Source organism: Halobaculum rarum, assembly GCF_040025155.1.
Lineage (GTDB): Archaea > Halobacteriota > Halobacteria > Halobacteriales > Haloferacaceae > Halobaculum > Halobaculum rarum.
On record NZ_CP157275.1, the window covers coordinates 2435562 to 2457425 of the forward strand.

The 21864-nt window shown below is 70.6% G+C and carries 23 protein-coding genes; 15 read left to right on the top strand and 8 right to left on the bottom strand.

Annotated elements, in window-relative coordinates:
- Positions 1 to 70: 70 nt before the first annotated feature.
- On the bottom strand, positions 71 to 2365 hold the full coding sequence (locus ABJD39_RS12550; protein ID WP_348609198.1) for an LUD domain-containing protein: 2295 nt from the start codon (positions 2363 to 2365) through the stop codon (positions 71 to 73).
- Positions 2358 to 2924, bottom strand: a complete 567-nt coding sequence (locus tag ABJD39_RS12555) for a LutC/YkgG family protein (protein WP_348609201.1) — start codon at positions 2922 to 2924, stop codon at positions 2358 to 2360. Before ABJD39_RS12555 ends, ABJD39_RS12550 begins: the two co-directional genes overlap by 8 nt.
- Positions 2925 to 3072: 148 nt before the next feature.
- Between ABJD39_RS12555 and ABJD39_RS12560 the strand changes: the two genes are divergently transcribed.
- Both ABJD39_RS12560 and ABJD39_RS12565 read left to right on the top strand, forming a co-directional pair.
- Positions 3073 to 6138: an FAD-binding and (Fe-S)-binding domain-containing protein gene (locus ABJD39_RS12560; RefSeq protein WP_348609204.1), complete on the top strand. Its 3066-nt coding sequence runs from the start codon at positions 3073 to 3075 to the stop codon at positions 6136 to 6138.
- Positions 6139 to 6232: 94 nt separating this feature from the next.
- Positions 6233 to 6433 (top strand): hypothetical protein, encoded by a 201-nt coding sequence (locus tag ABJD39_RS12565; RefSeq protein WP_348609207.1) that lies wholly within the window; start codon positions 6233 to 6235, stop codon positions 6431 to 6433.
- A gap of 63 nt (positions 6434 to 6496) precedes the next feature.
- Here the strand turns inward: ABJD39_RS12565 and ABJD39_RS12570 are convergent, their stop codons facing one another.
- The 4 genes from ABJD39_RS12570 to ABJD39_RS12585 all read right to left on the bottom strand — a co-directional run bounded on the left by ABJD39_RS12570 (position 6497) and on the right by ABJD39_RS12585 (position 9179).
- On the bottom strand, positions 6497 to 6796 hold the full coding sequence (locus ABJD39_RS12570) for a HalOD1 output domain-containing protein (RefSeq protein WP_348609210.1): 300 nt from the start codon (positions 6794 to 6796) through the stop codon (positions 6497 to 6499).
- 198 nt (positions 6797 to 6994) lie between these two features.
- Positions 6995 to 8194, bottom strand: coding sequence for a pyridoxal phosphate-dependent aminotransferase (locus ABJD39_RS12575; protein ID WP_348609213.1), 1200 nt, complete (start codon positions 8192 to 8194; stop codon positions 6995 to 6997).
- Between the two features lie 59 nt (positions 8195 to 8253).
- On the bottom strand, positions 8254 to 8706 hold the full coding sequence (locus tag ABJD39_RS12580; protein ID WP_348609216.1) for a GIY-YIG nuclease family protein: 453 nt from the start codon (positions 8704 to 8706) through the stop codon (positions 8254 to 8256).
- On the bottom strand, positions 8703 to 9179 hold the full coding sequence (locus tag ABJD39_RS12585) for a methylated-DNA--[protein]-cysteine S-methyltransferase (RefSeq protein WP_431357883.1): 477 nt from the start codon (positions 9177 to 9179) through the stop codon (positions 8703 to 8705). Before ABJD39_RS12585 ends, ABJD39_RS12580 begins: the two co-directional genes overlap by 4 nt.
- Before the next feature lie 160 nt (positions 9180 to 9339).
- Between ABJD39_RS12585 and ABJD39_RS12590 the strand changes: the two genes are divergently transcribed.
- From ABJD39_RS12590 to ABJD39_RS12625, 8 genes are all read left to right on the top strand, one after another.
- Positions 9340 to 9762 carry a restriction endonuclease gene (locus ABJD39_RS12590; protein WP_348609221.1) on the top strand — a complete coding sequence of 141 codons (423 nt, stop codon included), beginning with the start codon at positions 9340 to 9342 and terminating at the stop codon, positions 9760 to 9762.
- 84 nt (positions 9763 to 9846) lie between these two features.
- Positions 9847 to 12255 (top strand): DEAD/DEAH box helicase, encoded by a 2409-nt coding sequence (locus ABJD39_RS12595; protein ID WP_348609224.1) that lies wholly within the window; start codon positions 9847 to 9849, stop codon positions 12253 to 12255.
- A gap of 259 nt (positions 12256 to 12514) precedes the next feature.
- Complete coding sequence (locus tag ABJD39_RS12600) at positions 12515 to 13291, top strand: pirin family protein (protein WP_348609227.1); 777 nt, start codon at positions 12515 to 12517, stop codon at positions 13289 to 13291.
- Between the two features lie 85 nt (positions 13292 to 13376).
- Positions 13377 to 13976: a superoxide dismutase gene (sod, locus tag ABJD39_RS12605; RefSeq protein WP_348609230.1), complete on the top strand. Its 600-nt coding sequence runs from the start codon at positions 13377 to 13379 to the stop codon at positions 13974 to 13976.
- 198 nt (positions 13977 to 14174) lie between these two features.
- Positions 14175 to 14870 carry an MBL fold metallo-hydrolase gene (locus tag ABJD39_RS12610; RefSeq protein ID WP_348609233.1) on the top strand — a complete coding sequence of 232 codons (696 nt, stop codon included), beginning with the start codon at positions 14175 to 14177 and terminating at the stop codon, positions 14868 to 14870.
- A gap of 82 nt (positions 14871 to 14952) precedes the next feature.
- Complete coding sequence (locus ABJD39_RS12615) at positions 14953 to 15414, top strand: cupin domain-containing protein (protein ID WP_348609236.1); 462 nt, start codon at positions 14953 to 14955, stop codon at positions 15412 to 15414.
- A 65-nt stretch (positions 15415 to 15479) separates the two neighbouring features.
- Complete coding sequence (locus ABJD39_RS12620; RefSeq protein WP_348609239.1) at positions 15480 to 15827, top strand: DUF5827 family protein; 348 nt, start codon at positions 15480 to 15482, stop codon at positions 15825 to 15827.
- The gene (locus ABJD39_RS12625) at positions 15824 to 16663 is read left to right on the top strand and encodes an ATPase (RefSeq protein ID WP_348609242.1); all 840 of its coding nucleotides are present in this window, start codon (positions 15824 to 15826) and stop codon (positions 16661 to 16663) included. Before ABJD39_RS12620 ends, ABJD39_RS12625 begins: the two co-directional genes overlap by 4 nt.
- A gap of 26 nt (positions 16664 to 16689) precedes the next feature.
- Here ABJD39_RS12625 and ABJD39_RS12630 read toward each other — a convergent pair whose 3' ends face one another.
- On the bottom strand, positions 16690 to 17316 hold the full coding sequence (locus ABJD39_RS12630; protein ID WP_348609245.1) for an MBL fold metallo-hydrolase: 627 nt from the start codon (positions 17314 to 17316) through the stop codon (positions 16690 to 16692).
- Positions 17317 to 17430: 114 nt separating this feature from the next.
- Here ABJD39_RS12630 and thyA point away from each other — a divergent pair, with 114 nt between their 5' ends.
- The 4 genes from thyA (at position 17431) to ABJD39_RS12650 (ending at position 20550) form a co-directional block, all read left to right on the top strand.
- Positions 17431 to 18432 carry a thymidylate synthase gene (gene thyA / locus ABJD39_RS12635; RefSeq protein ID WP_348609248.1) on the top strand — a complete coding sequence of 334 codons (1002 nt, stop codon included), beginning with the start codon at positions 17431 to 17433 and terminating at the stop codon, positions 18430 to 18432.
- Positions 18432 to 18986: a dihydrofolate reductase gene (locus ABJD39_RS12640; RefSeq protein ID WP_348609252.1), complete on the top strand. Its 555-nt coding sequence runs from the start codon at positions 18432 to 18434 to the stop codon at positions 18984 to 18986. Before thyA ends, ABJD39_RS12640 begins: the two co-directional genes overlap by 1 nt.
- 77 nt (positions 18987 to 19063) lie before the next feature.
- Positions 19064 to 20074: a lamin tail domain-containing protein gene (locus tag ABJD39_RS12645; protein WP_348609255.1), complete on the top strand. Its 1011-nt coding sequence runs from the start codon at positions 19064 to 19066 to the stop codon at positions 20072 to 20074.
- Positions 20075 to 20163: 89 nt separating this feature from the next.
- A complete protein-coding gene (locus ABJD39_RS12650) occupies positions 20164 to 20550 on the top strand; it encodes a tautomerase family protein (RefSeq protein ID WP_348609258.1) in 387 nt (128 codons plus the stop codon).
- A gap of 14 nt (positions 20551 to 20564) precedes the next feature.
- On the opposite strand, the gene ABJD39_RS12655 is transcribed toward ABJD39_RS12650, so the two are convergent.
- Positions 20565 to 21320 (bottom strand): class I SAM-dependent methyltransferase, encoded by a 756-nt coding sequence (locus tag ABJD39_RS12655; protein ID WP_348609261.1) that lies wholly within the window; start codon positions 21318 to 21320, stop codon positions 20565 to 20567.
- 147 nt (positions 21321 to 21467) lie between these two features.
- Between ABJD39_RS12655 and ABJD39_RS12660 the strand changes: the two genes are divergently transcribed.
- Positions 21468 to 21857: a DUF7522 family protein gene (locus tag ABJD39_RS12660; RefSeq protein ID WP_348609264.1), complete on the top strand. Its 390-nt coding sequence runs from the start codon at positions 21468 to 21470 to the stop codon at positions 21855 to 21857.
- Positions 21858 to 21864 lie beyond the last annotated feature (7 nt).

The window sequence follows — 21864 nt, forward strand, 5'->3', positions numbered from 1 at the left end:
CGCGGGCTCACACACGTCAGACACAGGGCGGACGCCCGTCGCGGTTCCGCGAACGCATCGCGGACGGCGGCTACCGCTCAGGGGGCGCGATCACCTCGATCGGGTGCTCGGCCGACGAATCGAGGAGCGCGTCCAACTGCTCGCCGCAGGAAGTTCCGGAAGCGAGCACGCGGTCGGCGTCGCCGAACTGCTCGACGAGCGGCTCGCCCACGTCCATCGACAGCTCGTAGTACGCGGATTTGTAGCCGAAGCTCCCCGCCATGCCGCAACACTCGGTCTCGGAGCTCTCCACCTCGTAGCCGAGACGCTCCAGCACGGCGACCGTGTACGGCTCCAGATCCAGCGTCCGCTGCTGGCAGTGGGCGTGGTACGCGACCGTGCTATCGTCGGCGGCGACCCCGTCTCCGCCTCTGTCCCCGTTCCCATCCCCGTCGCCGTCGGCGGCCGCGGTGAGGCCGCCCGGATCCGCTCCGTTCTCCAGTAGCCCGTATACGTACTCCAACACCTCGTAGCACCCGTTCGCGACCCGTTCGGCGTCGTCCGTAGGGAGCAGCCGCTCGTACTCGCGCTCGAACGCCGCCAGGTCGCTGGGTTCGATCACGACCACGTCGCGGCCGGCGTCGATCTCGGGCAGGAGCGCGTCGCGACAGCGCTCGGCCTTCCCGCGGGCCGTCTCGATCATTCCCTGCGACAGCGGCGCGCGCCCGCTCGCGACCGCGACAGACTCGGGGACATGCACCCGAACGCCGAGCGCTTCGAGAGTTCTGACGGCGGCCTTCCCGCGGTCGACGGCGACGTGGTTCGTGTACACGTCGGGGTAGACGACTGCCTCCCGACGCGCCATCGACTCGCTCACGCGGGGGCCGCCCCGCGCCGCGAACCAGTCGACGAGCGTCTCGCGCTCGAACGTCGGCAGATCGCGCTCGGGGGCGATCCCGACCCACCGGTCCATCGCCGTACGGACCGGACCGAGGCTCGCTCCCCAGTTCGACAGCGGCGCCGTCGCGCTCCCGAGCTTTGCCAGCGTCTCGAAGTTGCCGAACAGGCGCTTGGCCGGGTCCAGTCCGGCCGGCTCCTCGTCGGGTGTCAGCCCGTCGACGAGGAAATCCAGCTCTCCCGGGTCACCGGAGCGGTTGATCCGGTCGCGGACGACCGTGTTGATCCACGGGATGTCGATCTCGACGGGGCACGCCGGCACGCACCGCGAGCAGCCGGTACAGAGGTCGTTGAACTCGGCGGCCGTGTCGAGCCCCTCGACGCCCGCCTCCCAGCCGGTGGCGATGCCGCCGGAGTACGTCTCGCCGCCGAAGGCGTGGCCGCCGACCGACTGGAAGTTGCCGCAGGAGTTCGAGCATGCGCCACAGCGGATGCAGTACAGCGTCTCGCGGAGGTCGTCGTCCTCGCGCATCGCGAGCCGGCCGTTGTCGACGAGCACGAGGTGGAACTCCCGGTCGGGATGGGGCTCGGTCGCGCCGTCGCCGGCGGCGGTTCCCGGGTCCGCGATCGGTTCGTCGGGGTCGTCGAACCCTATCGGCGGCGACGGCGTCGGGGGCGTGAACAGCGACACGTAGGAGGTGATGTCCTGGCCCGTCCCGGAGCGGGCGATGAGTTCGATGAACGGCGCGAGGTCCTCGACCGTCGGGAGCACCTTCTCGACGCCGGAGACGGCGACGTGGGTATCGGGAACGACCGCGGTCTTGCGGGCGTTGCCCTCGCTGGTCACGAGCGCCATCGTCCCGGAGTCGGCGGTCAGGAAGTTCGCGCCCGTCACGCCCACGTCGGCCTCGCGAATGTCCTCGAGCAGCTTATCGCGGGCGAACGCGGTGAGCTCCTCGGCCGTCTCGAACGGTTCCTCGGGGTCGAACCGCTCGTTGAACAGCTCCGCGATCCCCTCGCGGGACTTGTGGATCGCGGGGCCGACGATGTGGCTCGGTGCCTCGTCGGCGAGTTGGAGCACCCACTCACCGAGGTCCGTCTCGGTGACGCGGGCGCCGTCGGCCTCCAGCGCCTCGTTCAGATCCAGCTCCTCGGTCGTCATCGACTTGCTCTTGACGACGTTGCCGCCGTCGACGACCTCACGAACGTACGCGTTGGCGTCGGCGGCGTCGTCGGCGACGTACAGGTGTCCACCGCGCGCCTCGACCGCCTCGCGGAGGTCGTCGATCAGTTCGGGGAGGCGCTCGATGGCGCCCTCCTTGATCGTCCGCGCCTCATGCTTCAGCGAGTCGTAATCCGCGAGATCGCGGGTCGACTCGTACCGTCCGCGATTGAACCCGCGCGTGTTCTCGGCGACGGCGTCGCCCTCGGTGTCGAGCAGGTGGCGGATCCGGGCGGCCGTCTCGGCGCGTGAGGTGGACTTACTCATCGGTCGCACCCCCGTCGAGATCTCCTTCGTGCGCGGCGATTTCGTCGCCCGCAGTCGTTGACTCCACGAGGACGATCTCCACCTCGCGCGGGCCGTGCGCCCCGATCACCAAGTCCCCCATGTCGGCGGTCGCGGAGGGGCCCGTCGCGAGCACCGCGCTCGCGCCGTCGCGGAGGCGGTCCCCGAGTCGCCCGATCGCCTCGGGCATCCCGGATACCACGTCCTCGGCGCGCACCACCGCGACGTGGCGCTCGGGGAACAGCGAGACAGCCTCGCTGCCGGCGGCGTCCGACTCCAGCACGATCGTCCCGTAGTCGGCGACCGCGAGGCTCGCCGCCGTGACGCCCGTCGCCGCCGCGTCGAGGTCGGCCGGGGTCGGGTCCGTGTCGACCGCGTCGGGGAGTTCGATCCCCCACGAGGGCGGGAGCGGAACGCCGACGGCGGGCGCATCGACGAGGCTCGCGATCGTCGACGTGACCTCGTCGGGGGCGACGCGGTGGACGCTCGCGTGGTGGCGCTCGACGGAGTCGACGAACGTCGAAAGGGTGTCCGCGGTCATGGCAGGCCGTTGTGAACGCCGCGGCTTGTGTGTTGTGTTACCATACTCGACGGTTGGGGCCGTCGTGCGTCGCAATCGGATCGAGCGCGAGGGCGATCGATCGGTCCCGCGGGCTTATGTGACTCCCAGGCACACCTTCGCCCATCCGATGTCTTCCGACGCCCCGACCCCGCCCGACGGCGGACCGGACCTGACCGACGCGGACTACGACTACGGCTCCGAGGACGTGGCACGACCGGGGCTCGTGGCGGACCTGGAGGGACTCGTCGAGGGCGACGTTCGCTTCGACACCTACTCTCGACAGCTGTACGCGACCGACGCGTCGGCGTACCAGCGGACACCCATCGGCGTCGTTCTCCCTCGCTCGACGGAGGACGTTGCCGCGGTGATGGAGTACTGCGCCGACCGTGAGATCCCCGTGCTCCCGCGCGGCGGCGGCACGTCGCTGGCCGGGCAGACGGTGAACGAGGCGGTCGTCCTCGATTTCACGCGGTACATGGGCGAGATCCGCGACCTCGACTCGGACGCCCGCGAGGCGACCGTCGACGCCGGCTGCATCGTCGAGGAACTCAACGAGGCGGCCGCCCCGCACGGGCTGAAGTTCGCGCCCGACCCGGCGTGGCGCGACAAGTCCGCGATCGGCGGCGCGATCGGCAACAACTCCACCGGGTCGCACTCGCTGCGGTACGGCAAGACCGACGCGTACGTCGAGTCCTGCGAGGTCGTCCTCGCGGACGGCTCCGTCGAGACGTTCGGCGAGATTTCGGTGGCGACGATGCGTGAGGAGGCCGACCCCGAGGGCGCGCTGCTCGAACGGATCTACGCGGAACTCGTCCGAGTCATCGACGAGGAGGGCGAGGAGGTTACCGCGCGCTACCCGGACATGAAGCGCAACGTCTCCGGGTACAACCTCGACGTGCTCGTCGAGGAGGCGCGCGGGGAGTGGGGCAGGCAAGGCGAGGGCGCCGACCAACCCGGCGATCCGGGGACGGTGAACCTCGCGCGCCTCATGTGCGGGAGCGAGGGAACGCTCGGAATCGTCACCGAGGCGACCGTCTCGCTGGTCGAGGTGCCCGAGACGAAGGCGATCGCGATGCTCACCTACGACTCGCTGCTCGACGCGATGGAGGACGTGTCCCGGATCCTCGAACACGACCCCGCCGCCGTCGAGGTGATGGACGACACCTTCCTCGACCTCGCCCGCGAGACGGCGGAGTTCGGCGACGTGGTCGGGCTGTTGCCCGAGGGAACCGACTCGACGCTCCTCGTGGAGTTCTACGCCGACAGCGACGCCGAGGGGCGACAGAACGTCGCCGATCTGATCGCGGATCGCTGTCCGGGAACCGACACCGAGGTCGCCGCGACCGCTGACGGCGTCGACGCCGGCGACGAGGTGTTCGCCACGCACGCGCTGGAGGCACACGAGCCCGAGCAGCGCGCGACGTTCTGGAAGATGCGCAAGGCGGGGATGCCGATCCTCCTCAGCCGGACCTCCGACGCCAAGCACATCTCCTTCATCGAGGACTGTGCGGTCCCGCCGGAGCACCTCCCGGAGTACGCCGCCGACTTCCAGGCGTTGCTGGAGGAGGTCGGGACGTTCGCGTCCTTCTATGCCCACGCCGGTCCGGGCGTGCTCCACATCCGGCCGCTCGTCGACACGAAGACCGTCGACGGCCTCGACCAGTTCGAGCGGATCGCCGACGGCGCCTCGGATCTCGTCGTGAAGTACGGCGGCAGCGTCTCCGGCGAGCACGGCGACGGCCGCGCCCGAACGCAGTGGAACCGGAAGCTGTACGGCGACGACCTCTGGCGCACGTTCCGCGATCTCAAGACCGCGTTCGACCCCGACTGGCTCCTGAACCCGGGGAACGTCTGCGGCGACCACAGCCTCACCGAGCACCTCCGGTTCGACCCCGAGTACGCCTTCGACGCGGGCTTCGAGCCGGAGCTGAACTGGGACAACGAGAACGGCTTCCAGGGGATGGCGGAGCTGTGCCACGGCTGCGGCGGCTGTCGCGGCGGACAGTCGACGACCGGCGGCGTGATGTGTCCCACCTTCCGCGCGGCCGACGAGGAGATCCAGAGCACCCGCGGCCGGGCGAACCTCCTCAGGGGGGCGATGTCGGGCGACCTGCCCGCGGACCCGTTCTCCGAGGAGTTCGCGAGCGAGGTGATGGACCTGTGCGTCGGCTGCAAGGGCTGCAAGCGGAACTGCCCCAGCGGCGTCGACATGGCGAAGCTGAAAGCCGAGGTCGTGCACGAACGCCACGAGCGCGAGGGGCCGAGCCTCCGCGACCGGCTGTTCGCGAACGTCAACCTCGTCTCGCGGGTCGGCTCGGCGCTCGCGCCGGTGTCGAACCTCGCGACCAGGCTCCCCGGGTCCGGGTTCCTCGGGGAGAAACTGCTCGGCATCGCCGCCGACCGCGACCTCCCCCGGTTCCACCGCACGACACTGCGCGACTGGTACGACGCCCGCGGCGGCCCGGCCGTCGGCGAGGCCGACGCCGAGCGCGTCGCCGTGCTGGTTCCCGACACGTACACCAACTACAACCACCCCGACGCCGGGAAGGCCGCGGTCCGCGTGCTCGAAGCGGCGGGCGTGCGCGTCGAACTCGCGGACGTGGAGGACACCGGTCGCCCGGCACACAGCATGGGATTTCTCGACGCGGCCCGCGAGCGAACCGCCGCGGCGGTCGAGGACCTCGCGCCCCGAATCGAGAACGGCCGCGACGTGGTCGTCGTCGAGCCCAGCGAGGCGGTGATGCTCCAGTCGGATCTCCTCGATCTCCATGACTCGGAGGCCGCCGCCAGCGTCGCCGCCAACAGCTACGGCGTGCTGGAGTACGTCGACGCCTTCCGCCTCGACGAGGGGATGGACCTCGGCGGCTCGGGGTCGCTCACCTACCACGGGCACTGCCATCAGAAGGCGACGAAGAAGGACCACCACGCCGTCGGCGTGCTGCGACGCGCCGGCTACGAGGTCGACCCGCTTGACTCCACGTGCTGTGGGATGGCCGGCAGCTTCGGCTACGAGGCCGAGCACCACTCGATGAGCGAATCGATCGCGTCGATCCTGTTCGACCAGGTCGAGGAGAGTCGGGGCGAGGAGGTCACCGCACCGGGCGCCTCCTGCCGGACGCAGCTCGCGGAGCGCGACGGCGCCGACAGCGACCCGCCCCATCCGGTCGAGAAGGTGGCCGCGGCGCTCCGGTAAGCATCCCTCGGACGACGAGCCGACTCCCCGGGACGCTCCGTCGCCCTCGTGCTCGCCGCGATACTGTTAACAGGGGTCGTACCCAGCCGTCGGTATGAACCGACTCACCGCCCTCCCGCTGTTCGGATTTTTCACCGTCCTCGCCGCGCTGTACGTCACGGGAGCGCTCGACGGCGTCCCGTTCGTGGACCGTGCCGTGGGTGTCGTCCTCGGACTGTTCGCGGTGTTCGCGATGGTTGCGGGCTACTCGTTCGGGCGGGGCTATCGCGGCGACGACGAGGACGCGGCGGAGTAAGGGATCGGAGTTCGAGACGACGCATGGAAGGTTCGCAGGGTCGGCCGGACGCTGCACCCCGTTTCAGAATCGGTTCTGGAAGACGCGGCCGTCGACGACGACCGTTCCGTCGCCCTCGACCGCGACCTCGTGATCGCCGAGGGAGAACTCGAGCCGCCAGTCGGTCCCGTCGTGGCGCGCGAGCGACGCGAGCGCGTCGGCGTCGACCGCCCCCTGGAGGGTCGTGTTCAGGTCCATCGGGTCGACTCCGTCGACCGTCGCGACCGCGCTGACGACCGCCGAGACGGGCGATTCGGCCGGGGTCGCGTCGGTCGCCTCGCTGGCGTCGGTTCGAGCGTCTTCGAGCACTTGTGTCCGTGTCATTGTGTGTTCGTGGTCCGGATCGCCTGCGAGGCGGCGCACGATGCGGTGGAGTGTCCGCCGCGTTCGGGACTCGCCCTCCAGCGATCTCGTTGAGACAATCTATTGACTTGTGTGTACAAAAACATCCGTCAGACGCACGGATGACGACACGAGAGAGAAGGGAGAGCTGAAGGCGCTCGCTCCGGTCGTCGTCGGGGGTTACAGCTCGTCTAGCACCCGGCCGAACGCATCGAGCGCCGTCTCGCAGTCGTCGGGCGCGCGGCCCAGCGAGACGCGGACGCCGTCGCTCGTCCCGAAGAACCGACCGGGGACGACGAGCACGCCGGCGTCCCAGGCGGCCGCGCTCACCGCGTCGCCGTCGGCGCGTTCGTGTTCCAGATACGCGAACGGCGACCCCGGCTCGACGGACCCGGCGAGGTCGTCGCGGTCGGCGAGGAACTCGGCGAGCAGCTCGTGGTTCCGGCGGCAGTGGTCGCGGGCGTCGGCGACGAGGTCGTCGCGGTGGGCGAAAAAGCGCCGCGCGAGCGCGACGCTCGGCGCGGCGAGCGCGGGGACGTGGTGTTCCACCAGCCGTGCGCGCTCGATGAACGCCTCGGGTCCGGTGATCCAGCCGACACGGAGCCCGCCCAACCCGTGGAACTTCGTGAGCGATCCGACGGTGACCGTCGCCGTCAGTCCGGCGCCCGTCGGGCCGCCGAAGGCGTCGCCAACGCGGGCGCCGTTGTCCACGACCGCACTCTCGCCGTCGGTCCCGCCCGTGTACGGCGCGTACACCTCATCGACGAGCAGGTAGCCGCCGTGGTCGGCCGCGACCTCGGCGGTCGCCGCGAGCGCCGCGCGGTCGACTACGACGCCGGTCGGGTTGTGTCGGTTCGTCACCGTGACGTGCGCGAGCGGTCCCGCGAGGTCGGGGGCGGCCGCCGCGACACGCTCCGGGTCGAGATCGTATCCCGGACCGGGGCGACGAAAGCGCGCGACCCGGCTACCGATCCCGCGTGGCGTCTCGACCAGCGGCTCGTAGGCGGGGGCTTCGACCAGCGCACACGGCTGTGGTCCCTCGTTCCGGGCGGGACCGGTGGGGATCGCGGCGCGCTCCTCGAGTGTCTCGTCGGCGGTGCGCTCCCAGGCGAGCGCCGCGGCCGTGGCGCACGCGAGGAAGCCGCCGTGGGTCGCGCCGGCGGTGAGCAGCACGTTGGCCTCGTCGATGTCGTACTCGGCGGCGACGTACTCGCGCAGTGACCTGTCGTCGCTCGGCTGTGACAGCCCGCGGAGTCGGGGCGGTACCAGGTCGTCCGGGTCGCCGGCGGGCAGGCGCCGGAGGTCGCTGGTGCCGAGGTCGTGCTCGGCGGCGGCCGGACGCCCCTCGATCCACTGCAGGTACGCGAGCGGCGGGAACATACCGCCGAGTTCGGGGCGGCCCCCAAAAGCGCTCCGTCAGCGGACGGGAGCGGGCCGTCTCACTCGCTCGACCGTCCGCCCGCCCGCATCTCGTCGTACGCCGTCGCCGCCGCCGCCTCCGCGGCCGCGACGCTCTCGAACCGCGCTAGATGGGACGGGCAGTCGCAGTCGGAGGCGCCGAAGCCGGCGACCGGGTCGCCGGCGGCGGCCGCCGCCGCGAGCGTCCGCGCGAGGCGACACTCCTCGTCGCGGCCGCCGCCGAGGCGCTCAACGGTCGACAGCGACACGTCGTCGTGGCCCCCCAAGTAGTCGACGTGCCAGTGACGCACGTCGTGCTCGCCGGCGGCGACCCGGCGGTGGCGGTCGATCCGCGAGAACCCCCCGGAACCGAGCGCGCTGCCGGTGTAGACGTACCCGCCCGCGGGGAACTCACAGCGGCCGAGCGCGCCCACCTCGACGGCGATCGGCTCGGGAACGGCGAACACCAGCGTGTAGGTACCGGCGTCGCTCACCGTTCAGCCCCTGCGTCCCTGCCGCGCCCGCCGCCGTCGAACCCGGCGGTGGGGTCGCCGCCGGTGCCGTCGAGCGTGACCTGCACGGAGTCGCTGCGCTCGTGTTCGAGCAGCCGTCGCTTGAGTTCGGGCCCGCCATCGGCGGAGAAGCCGCCGAGCCCCTCGGCGGCGACGACGCGGTGGCACGGGACGACCAGCGGGACCGGGTTGCGCCCGCAGGCGGCGCCGACCGCCTGCGGCGCGTTGTCGAGGTCGGCGGCGACCTCGCCGTAGGTCCGCGTCTCGCCGTACGGGATCGCCGCCATCGCGCCCATCACCCGGCCGGTGAAGCCGTCGGGGTACCGGACCGAGAGATCGAACGCCGTCCGGCTTCCCTCGCGGTACTCGCGCGCCTGCCGTTCGATCTCGTCGGCCGTGGCGTCGACGTACGACGCGTCCAGCGTGAGCTGCCCGCCGGGGACCGCGAGCGTCACCGGGTCGTCGTACGCCGCCCGCTTCGCCGTCGGGTCCATACCGGTAGTGACGGCGGCGTCGTATTCAACCCGGCGGCGATCCGAGGCTCGACGACGGCCGGGGCGCCAGCAGCGGACGGGACCGATGCGGTTTTTCCCCGGGGCGGCCGTACCGCGACGTATGCGCCACCCGGCCGACAGACTCGCCTCGCTCCCGGACGGGGAGTTCGCCGCCTTCGCCGAGCGGTTGGCCGGGGTCTGGCCGGAGTTCGAGGCGGCCGCTTCCCCCGCGACCCCCGACGGGACCGTCGAGGTGTCGCTCACGCGCCGGCAGTCGGACGCCCCGCCCGAGCGAGCGGTCGTCAGCCTCCGTCGCGAGCCCGTGACCCTGGAGGACGTGAACGAGTTCGCGGTGTTCGCGGCCGAACGGGAGCTCTCCTTCGCGGTGCTCGCGACCGTCGACGACGTCGATCCGGAGGCGACTCGGCGGGCCCACGCCGCGCCGGTCGACGTGTACGACGGCATCGGGCTCGTGTCGCTGGCCCGCGACGCCGGCGTCGCGCTTCCGGCGGCGGACAGCGGAGACGATCCCGAGACCGAGTGAGCGACGGTCGGACCCGGACCGACCGCCGGTGGACCCCGAACCGACCGCAACCGGTAAGCGCGCCAGCCACCACGCACGATCACTGTGGACGACACCGTCGAGTGGCTCCGCTCGCGGCCATATTACGAGGGACAGATCGCCGACCGCCGGACGCTCCCCGGCCGCGAGGCGTCCTTCGCCGACGTGGACCTGGAGCCGCGGCTCGCGAGCGCGCTCGCCGACGAGGGGATCGAGTCGCTGTACGAGCATCAGGCGCGCGCCGTCGAGGCGGTCCGCGACGGCGACGACGTAGTGCTCGCGACGCGCACCGCCAGCGGCAAGTCGCTCGCGTACACCGTGCCCGCCTTCGAGCGCGCGATGGACCACGGCGGCCGGACGCTGTATCTCGCGCCGCAGAACGCGCTCATCGCCGATCAGGAGGAGACGCTCTCTGGTCTGGCTCACGGACTCGGCTTCGGCTCGCGCGTCTCCGTCGACCAGTACACGGGTCGGCTGTCGAAATCGGAGAAACGCGACGTGCGCGACCGGCAGCCGACCGTCCTCCTCTCGAACCCTGACATGCTCCACTACGGGCTGCTCCCGTGGGCGTACAAGCACTGGGAGTGGTTCTTCGGGTCGCTGGAGACGGTCGTCATCGACGAGGTGCACGGCTACCGCGGCGTCTTCGGCAGCCACGTCGCGCTCGTGATGCGCCGGCTGAACCGGATCTGCGAGCGGTACGGCGCCGACCCGCAGTTCGTCTGCTGTTCGGCGACCATCGGCAACCCCGTCGAGCACGCCGCGCGCGTGACCGCACGTCCCGAGTCGAACTTCACGCTCGTCGACGCGGACGCCTCCGTGCGCGGGCCGCGCCACTGGCTGCTGTGGAACCCGCCGGAGTACGAGGGCCGGCAGGCCGACCAGCAGTCCGGGCGACGGCGGTCGAGTCACACCGAGACGAAGCGGATCTTCTGTGACCTCGTGCAGGAGGGGTACCAGACGCTCGTGTTCACCCGGGCGCGCCAGACCGCTGAGCGATACGCGAGCGACTCCGCGACGGAACTCCGTCAGCGGGGCGAACACGATGTCGCGGGACAGATCGAGGCGTATCAGGCGAGCCTGACGGACGGGCGTCGCCGCGAGATCGAATCCGGGCTCCACTCGGGGGACGTGGCCGGCGTGTGGTCGACCAACGCGCTCGAACTCGGCGTCGACGTGGGCGGCCTCGACGCGGTGATCCTCGACGGGTACCCCGGAACCCGGATGTCGGCGTTCCAGCAGGCCGGCCGCGCCGGCCGGGGCACCGACGACGCGCTCGTCGTCATGGTCGGCGGGGAGGACCAACTCGACCAGTACCTCATGGCGAACCCCGACGACCTGTTCGAGGGTGACCCCGAACGGGCGATGGTCGACCCCGAGAACGGCGAGTTGCTGCCGGCGCACGTCGCCAGCGCGGCCGACGAGAACTGGCTCCGCCCCGAGGACGAGTCCCACTTCGGCGACAGCTTCGCGTCGGTGGTCGAGTCGCTGGAGGCCGACGGCACCCTCGAGCGGATGGACACCTCCCGCGGCGTTCGCTGGACGTACGACGGTCCGGGGAGCGCCCAGCACTCGATGAGCCTCCGGACGATCGACGACCGCGAGATCGACCTCATGGACGCGCGGACCGACGACACGATCGCGTCGCTGTCGTTCGCGGACGCCCTGCGGGATGCACATCCGGGCGCGGTCTACCACCACCAGGGACAGACGTACGAGGTGGACGAGCTCGACCTCGATCGCGACGTGGCCCGCCTGCGGCCGACGTGGGCCGACTACTACACCCGCGTGCTGACCGACAAGGACGTCGTCGTCAACGAAAACCTCCGGTCGCGATCGCTCGACGCCCGCGAGGACACGGAGGTGCGGTTCGCCGACGTGACCGTCACCGAGCAGATCACCGGGTTCGAGCGGAAGGACGGCTCCACCGGCGAGCCGATCGGCTCGGAGGCGCTGGATCTGCCGGAGACGACGTTGCGGACGCGGGCGCTGTACTACACGGTTCCGGCGGACGTGGAGGGGGAGATGCGCGAGTTAGCGAGCGAGGCCGGGCGAGGCGACGCGGGCTTCAACGGCGGCATCCACGCCGCCGAGCACGGCTCCATCTCGCTCATGCCGCTGGACCTCCTGTGCGACCGCGCGGACATCGGCGGCGTCTCGACACCGTTTCATCCGCACACCGGGCAGTCGACCGTGTTCATCTACGACGGTCACCCCGGCGGCGTGGGGCTGACGCGTTCGTCGTACCGCGACGCCGACCGCCTGCTCGCGCGCACGGCGCGGCTGATCGCCGCCTGCGACTGCGCCGACGGCTGCCCCGCGTGCGTCCAATCGTCCCACTGCGGCAACGCGAACGAGCCGCTCTCGAAGCCGGAGGCGGTCACCCTGCTGAACGCCCTGGCCGGAACCGACGAGCCGATACCTCAGCCGGATTCCGAATCGAGCACGGACGACGGTTCAGCCGAGGGACGCTGACGCACCCTGTCGCCTCGACGCCGGCGAGTCCGTCGTCGCGCGGTTCCCGTCGGGCGCGGTCCACCTGTTCGACGCCGCCAGCGGCGACGCGTCGCACAACCGCTCGCTGGAGGACGCCGCCGACACCGAGCCGCGGATCTGACGGTCGGCCCGCGCTCGTTCTCACGGCGCCCGTCGCCGCCGGTCGACGGCGAGCTTCCGGCGACGCGGGCGTTATCCCCGTCGGTCGACTCGGTGTCGCCATGGAGGCGACCAGTCGATGACCGATCCCGAGCGAGTTGACCACGCCGGGCCGATCCCCGGCGGACGCGTCCGCCACGGAACTGGCGTGAACGCGACGCGAGCGTTCCCGACGGAGGCGCACCCGACGAACCGCGACCCGTTCGTCCTGTTCGAGCGGTTCTACATCGACCCCGACGCGGGGTTCCCGATGCATCCGCACCGCGGGTTCGAGATCGTCTCGTACATGCTCGACGGCGGGATGGAACACGAGGACTCCCTCGGAGTGTCACACACCGCCCGCGAGGGCGACGCGATGCGGATCACGACCGGCGGCGGCATCCGCCACTCGGAGTTCCCAGCTGATGGGGCCGCCTGCAACGGGCTCCAACTGTGGGTGAATCTCCCGCGCGAACGGAAGGAGATCGAGGCCGATTACGCTGACGCCGCCGCTGCGGATCTCCCGACCGCGACCGAGGACGGCGCGACCGTGACGACCGTCATCGGCGACGGCTCTCCGCTCGAACTCCACACCCCGATGGAGTATCTCGACGCCCGCGTCGACGACGCGTGGACGTGGACGGTCCCCGACAACCGGACCGGCTTCGCCTTCGGCGTCGCGGGCGCCGGAACCGCCGACGGCGACCGGATCGACGCGGGCGACGTGCTCCCGGTCGACGGCGGTCGATCGGTCGAGTTCGCTCCCGAGGATTCGGACTCCTCGTCCGACGATGACGACACGGAGTTCCGCGTCGTCTGTGTCGCCGGCGAGCCGCACGGCGAGCCGATCCGCCAGCGCGGTCCGTACGTGCTGTGATCGGCTCGCAGATCCTGTCGGAATCGCTACGTAAAGCGGATTCAGGGAACGCTCTTTTGCCGGAGGGACGTACGACGGTACGCACATGAGCTACGACCTCGATCCGTTGCCGTACGACTACGACGCACTCGAACCGCACATTTCCGAGCAGGTGCTGACGTGGCATCACGATACCCACCACCAGGGGTATGTCAACGGCTGGAACAGCGCCGAGGAGACGCTCGAAGGAAACCGTGAGGAGGGCGACTTCTCCTCCTCGCCCGGAGCGATCCGGAACGTGACGCACAACTCCTCGGGACACATCCTGCACGACCTGTTCTGGCAGAACATGAGTCCCGAGGGCGGCGACGAGCCCTCGGGCGCGCTCGCCGACCGGATCGCCGAGGACTTCGGCTCCTACGAGGCCTGGAAGGGCGAGTTCGAGGCCGCCGCGGGCAACGCCAGCGGCTGGGCGCTACTCGTGTACGACACGTTCTCGAACCAGCTCCGTAACGTGGTCGTGGACAAGCACGACCAGGGCGCGATCTGGGGCGGCCACCCGATCCTCGCGCTGGACGTGTGGGAACACTCCTACTACTACGACTACGGCCCCGCCCGCGGCGACTTCGTCTCCGCGTTCTTCGAGGTCGTCGACTGGACCGAACCCGCCACCCGCTACGACCAGGCCGTCCAACTCTTCGAGTAACTCCGTCTTCGAGCGGCGACGACGGACGGGTCCGGAGGGACCCGAGCAGAACACCCGATTTCTTTCGACGCCACGCCCGGTAGCTGCGGCGCCGCAAGAGCCCACCCGCGCACCGGCGAACCGTCCCGATCGCTCGCAGTGTGCACTATCAGTACCTCGACACCCACAGTTAGGACCCTCACGACCCACACGATACCCATGGAACTCGCCGATGGCGTGTACACCCTGGAGTTGACGATGGAGCGGGAGGAGGGAACGGCCGCGTTCCATCCCGTGGCCGTCGAGACGGCGCGGGGGCTGCTGCTCGTCGACGCAGGGCTCCCGGGACAGACCGACCAGCTGGCGGCGGCGCTGTCGGATCACGGACTCGACCTGGCGGACGTTCGTGCGATCGTCCTCACGCACCACGACGGCGACCACGCGGGCAGTCTGGCGTCGGCGTGCGAGGATGCGGCCGACCCCGTCGTGTACGCCCACGAGGCGGCCGCGCCGTACGTCGACGGGCGGGAATTCCCGATCAAAAGCGATCCCGACGGAGGGCGCTACGAGCCGGTTCCGATCGACGTGGAACTGCAGGACAGCGTGACGTTCCGGACGAAGGCCGGGCCGATGCGGGCGGTGTTCACGCCCGGCCACGCGCCCGGTCATCTGGCGTTTTACCTCCCCGAATCCGGCCTGCTGCTCGCGGCTGACGCGCTCCGCGGCGACGACGGTGACCTGGTCGGCCCCGCGGAACACTTCACGCCCGACATGGCCGAGGCGACCCGATCGGTCGGACGGCTCGCCGAGTTGGACGTGGAGACGGTCCACTGCTATCACGGCGGCACCGTCGACGCCGGGACCGCCGAGATCGAGGCGATATCCGAGTCACTAGCGGCCGACCACTTGGGATAGGGAGTCGAGGTCGAGAACGGACCGCGCCACGGAGGTTCCGCCACCAGACAATTCATGTCGTCACCGACCGAGACGCCGATCGATGGAGCACATCGAGATCGACGAGGTCGAGACCGGCGGCTTCGGCAACGACGTGGAGATGCGACCCCTCACCGACGCGCTCGGGACCGAGGACATGGCGATCAACCACTACCGGCTCGATCCGGGCGAGGGGTTCTCCGGCGGGATGCACACCCACCTCGACCAGGAAGAGGTGTTCGTGATCCTCTCGGGCACGGCGACGTTCGAGACGGAGGACGGCACCGTCGAGGTCGGCGAGGGGGAGACGGTCCGATTCGCGCCCGGCGAGTACCAGACCGGGAGCAACGACGGTGAGGAGTCCGTCGAAGCGCTCGCGCTCGGCGCGCCGGCCGACTCGACGGAGGTACGCGTCCCGGCCGAGTGCCGCGAGTGCGGCCACGAGGCGCTGGCGGCGGTGCCGGGCGAGGACGGCATGGAGTTCGTCTGTCCCGAGTGTGGGACCGAGGCTGACCTCCCGACGTGACCGCCGGCGATCGCGGTCGCTTCCGACCCGTCGCGTTTTAGCGACGGGGCGGGCTACGAACGTCCATGCCGATCGAGAAATCGGAGTTCCCCGGGCTGTTCCCGTGCGACTTCTACACGCCCGCGGAGCTGTTCGAGCCGGACCGGATGTACACCGTCTACGAGATCGCGCGGCTCCTGCAGGGGCTGGAGCCGGACGCCGAGATCGACGAGGGCACCGAGGAGGTGCTGCTCGACTGGGCGATCCCGTGGATCATGACGAACTCTGAGGGCCTCGTCGTCGCGGAGCCACGCGGGGACGACGAGCCCGGCTACTACGGCGTACGCCGCCCGGAGGACCTCGACGATGCCGGTGACTCGGCCGCCGCCGACGACCCCGAGCATCCGGACGACGTGTCGGCCGACGGAGCGTGAAGCTCCTCGTCGCCGGGGGCGACCCCGTCGACGCGGGCAAGACGACGTTCGCGGTCGGGCTCGCCGCGCGGCTCCGTGCCGACGGCTCGCGACTGTCCGTGTTCAAGCCCCGCGCCGGCAACGACCGGTGGTTCGACCACGACGACGTTCGCCGCGCGGCGGGCGAGAGCCGGCTCTACGGAAAGGACATCGACCGACTGCTTCGGGCAGCCGACAGCGACGCGAGCCACGAGCGACGAAACCCGATCCACCGCCTCTGGCGACCGACGCCCGGCGAGACGGGGGTGCTCGGCGAGTCCGGCCGGACGTTCCTCGTCGACCGCGTCCGGACGGCCGCCGGCGACGAGTGGGTGATGAACGGAACCGCCGAGGTCCCGTCCCGGCTCCGCGACGACCTCCCGCTCGCGGGCGCTCGTCGCGTCGACTCGGTCCGGGCGTTCAACGACGCGATGCGTGAGTTGCACCTGCCCGCGCTCGACCGCCTCGCGGACGACGTTCGCGACGCCGGCGAGTCGGGCGTGGCGCTCGTGGAGTCGTACGGCGACGTGGCGATGCCGCTGCGCGGGGTCGGCTTCGACGCCGTCGCCGTCGTCGATCCCGGGCGGTGTCGCGTGTACGACGGCGACCGCTGGGCGCTCGCGCGCGAGACCGCGACCGGCGACCGCGACGAGGGGGCGCTGGAGGTCCACGTCGATCGAGTGACCGCGATGCTGGATCCGCTCTCGACGCACGACCTCCGACCACTGACCGGCGAGGAACAGGGGGATCCCGACGCCGTCGCGTCGGCGTATCGAGACGCGTACGGCGAGTTGCTGGCGGCGGCGCGAGACCGCTGACGGCTGCGCTGCGGCTGGTCGCCCCGCTACCGCGTCCGCGCCGCCCGCCCGGCGAGTTCCACGTGATCGAACGGCGAGTCCAGCACGCTCGGCCCGTGGCCGACGTGGAGCTCGCGGAGGCCGTCACCGTCGACGCGGTCGCGAACGCGGTCGATGCTGCGGATCAGCGCGTCGCGGTCGCCCTCCTCCAGGTCCGTCCGGCCGAAGCCGCCGTTCTGGAAGATCAGGTCGCCCGCGAACAGCACGCCCGCGTCCTCGTCGTACAGGCAGAGGTGGTCGTTCTTGTGGCCGGGCGTGTGCAGCGCCTCGTAGTCGCCGAGGCCCAGTTCGACGCTTCCGCCGTCGGGGATCTCGTTGTCGACCGAGGGCTGGCTCGTGTCGAAGCCCCAGGTCTCGACGCCGAAGGCATCGCACACGGCCTCGAGGTTGCCGACGTGGTCGTGGTGTGTGTGCGTGAGGACGACCGCATCGAGGTCGTCGACGCGCTCGCGAACGAGCGGGAGAACGTCGAAGTTCGAACCGGTGTCGACGAGGACACGCCGGCCCGCGTCGCCGTCGTCGGTCGTCGCGGGCGAGTCGGCGCTTGCGGGACCGGACACGAGGAACGCGTTGCTCGTGAACGCCTGCACGCCGGCGGCGAGATTGTGGATCATGGCCGTGCGTTGGGCGGCACGGGTCTTGGGGGTTCCCGTCGCGGCCGGACGCTCGGGCTCGGGTCCGGGTCCGGGTCCGGTAGGTCTATGATGGACGCCCCGCGCTTCTCGCGTATGCAGCAGTACCTCTCGACCGTGGAGGACGTGCTCCGGGACGGCACCTACAAGCCCAACCGGACCGGCGTGGACACGCTCTCCGCGTTCTCCGCGCACTACGAGGCCGACCTCGCGGACGGCTTCCCCCTGCTCACGACGAAGGACCTCTCGGGCTTTCGCTGGAACTCGCTCATTCACGAGCTCCTCTGGTATCTCTCGGGCGAGGAGCACGTCCGCGACCTCAGCGAGAAGACCGGCATCTGGGACGCGTGGGCCGACGAGGAGGGGCGCCTCGACACCGCCTACGGTCGGTTCTGGCGACGCTACCCCGTTCCCGAGGAGGGGCTGGAGGGCGAGACGTGGCCCGACGAGACCCACCGGTGGATGAACGACGACGAGCGCACCTTCGACCAGCTCGCGTACGTCCTCGACACGCTCCGCGAGAACCCCAACTCCCGGCGGATCGTCGTGAACGCGTGGCACCCCGCGAACGCGACCGTCTCGACGCTTCCCCCGTGTCACTACACCTTCGTGTTCAACGTCCAGGGCGACCGCCTGAACCTCCATCTCACCCAGCGCTCGGGCGATCTGGCGCTCGGCATCCCGTTCAACATCGCCGCCTACTCGATCCTGCTGACGGCCGTGGCCCAGCGCACCGGCTTCGAGCCCGGGACGTTCGCCCACAGCGTCGTCGACGCCCACGTCTACTGCGGCACGGAGGATCGCGGCGATTGGTACGGGCAGAACCGCGAGGAGTTCGCCGAGCGCGTCGCCGCCGCGGAGTCGAGCGAGGCGTACCGCGAACTCGCCGACTGGGTCGAGGACGCCGCGCCCGCGGAGGTCGACGACGACGAGAAGAAGGACCACGTGCCGGGCCTGCTGCGGCAGTTGGCTCGCGAGCCGCGCGAGAAGCCGACGCTGCGCGTCGCCGACGAGCCGCTCGACGAACTGACGTTCGACGACATCGAGCTGCTCGACTACGACCCCGCGCCGGGCATCGAGTTCGCGGTCGCCGAGTGATGGACGATAGCGACAGATCCCTGCCGAGTGACGGGGACGCTGACAACGACAGCGACGGTCGCGTCTCGCTCATCGCCGCCGTCGCCGCCAACGGCGTCATCGGCGCCGACGGCGGGATGCCGTGGCACTTCCCGGCCGACATGCGCCACTTCAAGGAGACCACGACCGGTCATCCGGTGATCATGGGGCGCCGGACGTACGAGTCGATCGCGAGCGACATCGGCGGCCCGCTCCCGGACCGGACGAACGTCGTCCTCTCGCGGTCGAGCCCGGACCTCCCCGAGAACGTGATCGTCGTCGAGTCCGTCGAGGAGGCGCTCGCGGCCGCCCGTACCGACGCCGCCGAACGGGGCGTCGGCACGGTCTACGTCGCCGGCGGCGGCGCCGTCTACGAGCAGTTCCTCCCACTCGCCGACGAACTGGTGTTGACGGAAGTTCACGAGTCGTACGTGGGCGACACCACATTTCCCGAGTTCGACCCCGACGAGTGGCGGGAGGTCGAGCGAGACGAGCGCGACGACTTCGACTTCGTCGTCTACGAGCGCGCTCGGTAGGCCGGTTCGCGCTCGTCCCGCCCGATTCCCCCGGTCGCTCCAGAACGCCTTTCGACGTGCCACCCGACGGGTCGGGTATGTCCACCCGCGGTCTCGCCGCGCTCGCGTGTTGCCTCCTGCTCGTGATCGCGGGCTGTGCCGCCGAGCCGGCCAGCCCGTCGACGGCCACGACCGCCGACGCGACGCGGACGGCACCTCCCGGATCGGGCGGAACGCCGGTCACCGCCGCACCGCCGGCTGACGGACCTCGCGTGACGGTCGTCGAGATCGTCGACGGCGACACGTTCCGGTTCGAGTACGACAACGGCACGATGGACACCGCACGCCTCCTCGGCGTCGACACCCCGGAGGTGTACGGCGAGAACTCCCCGGACGAGTTCGATGGCGTCCCCGACACCGACGCCGGCCGGTCGTGTCTGCGCGAGTACGGCGACCGCGCCAGCGCCTACGCGAAGAACCGACTCCTGGGCGAGGAGGTGACGCTCGGGTTCGATTCGAACGAGCCCCGCCGCGGCTATTACGACCGCCTGCTCGTGTACGTTCACCACGACGGCGGCTCGTTCAACTACGCGCTGATCGACCGCGGACTCGCCCGCGTGTACGACTCCTCGTTCGAGCGCGGCGACACGTTCTACGCCGCGGAGGAGCGCGCGATGACAGCGGATCGCGGACTGTGGTCCTGCCGCGACGGCACACCCGGCCCCGCCGGCGACGACGAAACGACCGCCACCGCGACGGTGACCGCGACCCAGACCGGCGACGGCGTCGTCGTCTCGCGGATCCACGCCGACGCCGAGGGCGCCGACGGCGAGAACCTCAACGACGAGTACGTCGTCCTCACGAACCGCGGCGACGGGGCGGTCGACCTCTCGGGGTGGACGCTGTCGGACGAGGCGGGCTTCACCTACGAGTTCCCCGACAGTGTGACGCTGGCGGCGGGGGCGTCGGTCACGCTTCACGTCGGCAGCGGCGAGGACACCGAGACCGACCTGTACTGGGGTCGGGGTCGACCGACGCTGAACAACGACGGCGAGACGGTGATCCTGCGCGACGCGAGCGGAGCCGTCGTCGCGGAGCGGTCGACCTGAGGTAGCTGCGGCACCCGGGGCGGTTGCGATCGACCCGAGACCCCAGTCGGCGGCGACACAGCTATCCGTCATACGCGGATCGTTCACTCGTGCCACACCTTCGATTCGATCTCTCCGTCGCCGTCACCGATTCTGAACGCACGTCGTTCACCGACTGGGTCGCCGAGACGTACGCCGAGGTCATGAACACCGGAACCGACCACGTGGGTGTGTCGGTCGTCGAGAGCGACCCGCAGTTGGGCGGCGCCGACCCCGACGATCCGGTCGCGCTCGTGAACGCGGACGTCCGCGTCGGGCGGACCGTCGAGCAGCGCCACGCGCTCGCCCGCCGCCTGACCGACGAGCTCGGCGACCGGTTCGGCGTGCCGGAGCGAACGGTGTACGTCGTCATCACGGAACACGAGGGCGTCGACTTCGTCCTCGGCGGCGACCCGTTGGACGCGTGGGACCCCGCCGAGCGCGACGACGGAGACTGAGCGATCCCGAGGAGTCAGCCCTTCCGTAACACCACCTCGTAGTGGTGGTCGTTCGTGTACCGCACCTCGGCGACCGACCACTCGGAGCCGACGCACGCCTCCCGGAGCACGTCGGGCGCGAACGGCCGGAACAGCAGGGTGTCGCCAACGTCCCCCTCGTACTCGAAGTGCACCACGCGGTAGCCCATCCCCGGCGTGGGGTCGGGCCGCCATCCGAGGAGGTCGCGCGCGCCGTCGGCATCGGGGTCGTAGTTGTCGAGTACGGCGACGGCGTCGTCAGCGGTCACGACCGCCAGATCCGCCAGAAACTCGCGGAGTCGGTGTGGCGGGCGCGCCAGCCCGAGTTGGGTACCGTGGGCGTAGACGGCCCGGAAGCGGTCGCGGTCGAACGACTCGCGCAGCGCGAACATGTCGCCTCGAACCGCCGACGCGACGCCGCGTTCGCGCATCGTCGCGACGAGGTGTGCGGACGGTTCGAGGCCGACGACCTCGCCGTCGTACCGCTCCTGAAATCGGAGCACGTCGCGCCCGGCCCCCGCGCCGAGGTCGAGCAGCGGCGTCGCCACCCCGTCGTCGTCGAGCGTCTCGTACACCGCATCGTCGCGCTCGGCGAAGTAGAACCGCTCGATCGGGTGTTCGAGGCGCTCGTCCCCGTCGACGCACCACAGCGGCTCCGTCCGCTCGCCGTGCGCGACGTCACGGATCGCCCGGCCGAACGGGTCAGTTCCGTCGCTCTCGGCGGCGTCGCCTCCGGGATCGGCGGTCGACATACCTACCACGACGGAAGTGGTCGGGAAAACGATATGTGATGAATGGTGCCAGTAAATACGGAGCGTGTGCACATGTAACGCGGCGCAGGAACCGGCAAGGTTGGCAGCTACCACACCGACTACCGACGCGGCCGGCAGTCGGGTGGTATGTCCCAACTGCTCCCCGACGAGGCCGCGGATCGACTCGTCTCGACGTGCCGGACCACCGTCGGCGACAACGCGCGCTCGGTGACGTACTTCTCGCGCACCGACCACGAGCAGCTGTACCTGCGCGACGACCTCGAACAGGACGCCGACCTGATGGCGTTCATCGGCACCGAGCGCCAGGACTTCGCGATGGCCAGCGACGGCTACTCCGGCACGGAGCTGGGGAGGTATCGATACACCCTGCGCGTGTTCGAGAACGGCTACGCCGTTCGCATCGACGGTCGTGACAAGGGCGTGCTCGTCACCAGCGACGGAATGGAGCTTCGGGACTTCAACCACCTCGTCAACGCGGTCTCCGCGACGCTCGAGGAGTGGGAAGGCGAGGACTGAGCCACGG

Excerpts from the sequence above, each read along its gene's own strand:
- ABJD39_RS12550 (WP_348609198.1), bottom strand. The coding sequence starts at position 2,365 with ATGAGTAAGTCCACCTCACGCGCCGAGACGGCCGCCCGGATCCGCCAC.
- ABJD39_RS12555 (WP_348609201.1), bottom strand. The coding sequence starts at position 2,924 with ATGACCGCGGACACCCTTTCGACGTTCGTCGACTCCGTCGAGCGCCAC.
- ABJD39_RS12560 (WP_348609204.1), top strand. The coding sequence starts at position 3,073 with ATGTCTTCCGACGCCCCGACCCCGCCCGACGGCGGACCGGACCTGACC.
- ABJD39_RS12565 (WP_348609207.1), top strand. The coding sequence starts at position 6,233 with ATGAACCGACTCACCGCCCTCCCGCTGTTCGGATTTTTCACCGTCCTC.
- ABJD39_RS12570 (WP_348609210.1), bottom strand. The coding sequence starts at position 6,796 with ATGACACGGACACAAGTGCTCGAAGACGCTCGAACCGACGCCAGCGAG.
- ABJD39_RS12575 (WP_348609213.1), bottom strand. The coding sequence starts at position 8,194 with ATGTTCCCGCCGCTCGCGTACCTGCAGTGGATCGAGGGGCGTCCGGCC.
- ABJD39_RS12590 (WP_348609221.1), top strand. The coding sequence starts at position 9,340 with ATGCGCCACCCGGCCGACAGACTCGCCTCGCTCCCGGACGGGGAGTTC.
- ABJD39_RS12600 (WP_348609227.1), top strand. The coding sequence starts at position 12,515 with ATGACCGATCCCGAGCGAGTTGACCACGCCGGGCCGATCCCCGGCGGA.
- sod (WP_348609230.1), top strand. The coding sequence starts at position 13,377 with ATGAGCTACGACCTCGATCCGTTGCCGTACGACTACGACGCACTCGAA.
- ABJD39_RS12610 (WP_348609233.1), top strand. The coding sequence starts at position 14,175 with ATGGAACTCGCCGATGGCGTGTACACCCTGGAGTTGACGATGGAGCGG.
- ABJD39_RS12615 (WP_348609236.1), top strand. The coding sequence starts at position 14,953 with ATGGAGCACATCGAGATCGACGAGGTCGAGACCGGCGGCTTCGGCAAC.
- ABJD39_RS12620 (WP_348609239.1), top strand. The coding sequence starts at position 15,480 with ATGCCGATCGAGAAATCGGAGTTCCCCGGGCTGTTCCCGTGCGACTTC.
- ABJD39_RS12630 (WP_348609245.1), bottom strand. The coding sequence starts at position 17,316 with ATGATCCACAATCTCGCCGCCGGCGTGCAGGCGTTCACGAGCAACGCG.
- thyA (WP_348609248.1), top strand. The coding sequence starts at position 17,431 with ATGCAGCAGTACCTCTCGACCGTGGAGGACGTGCTCCGGGACGGCACC.
- ABJD39_RS12640 (WP_348609252.1), top strand. The coding sequence starts at position 18,432 with ATGGACGATAGCGACAGATCCCTGCCGAGTGACGGGGACGCTGACAAC.
- ABJD39_RS12645 (WP_348609255.1), top strand. The coding sequence starts at position 19,064 with ATGTCCACCCGCGGTCTCGCCGCGCTCGCGTGTTGCCTCCTGCTCGTG.
- ABJD39_RS12655 (WP_348609261.1), bottom strand. The coding sequence starts at position 21,320 with ATGTCGACCGCCGATCCCGGAGGCGACGCCGCCGAGAGCGACGGAACT.
- ABJD39_RS12660 (WP_348609264.1), top strand. The coding sequence starts at position 21,468 with ATGTCCCAACTGCTCCCCGACGAGGCCGCGGATCGACTCGTCTCGACG.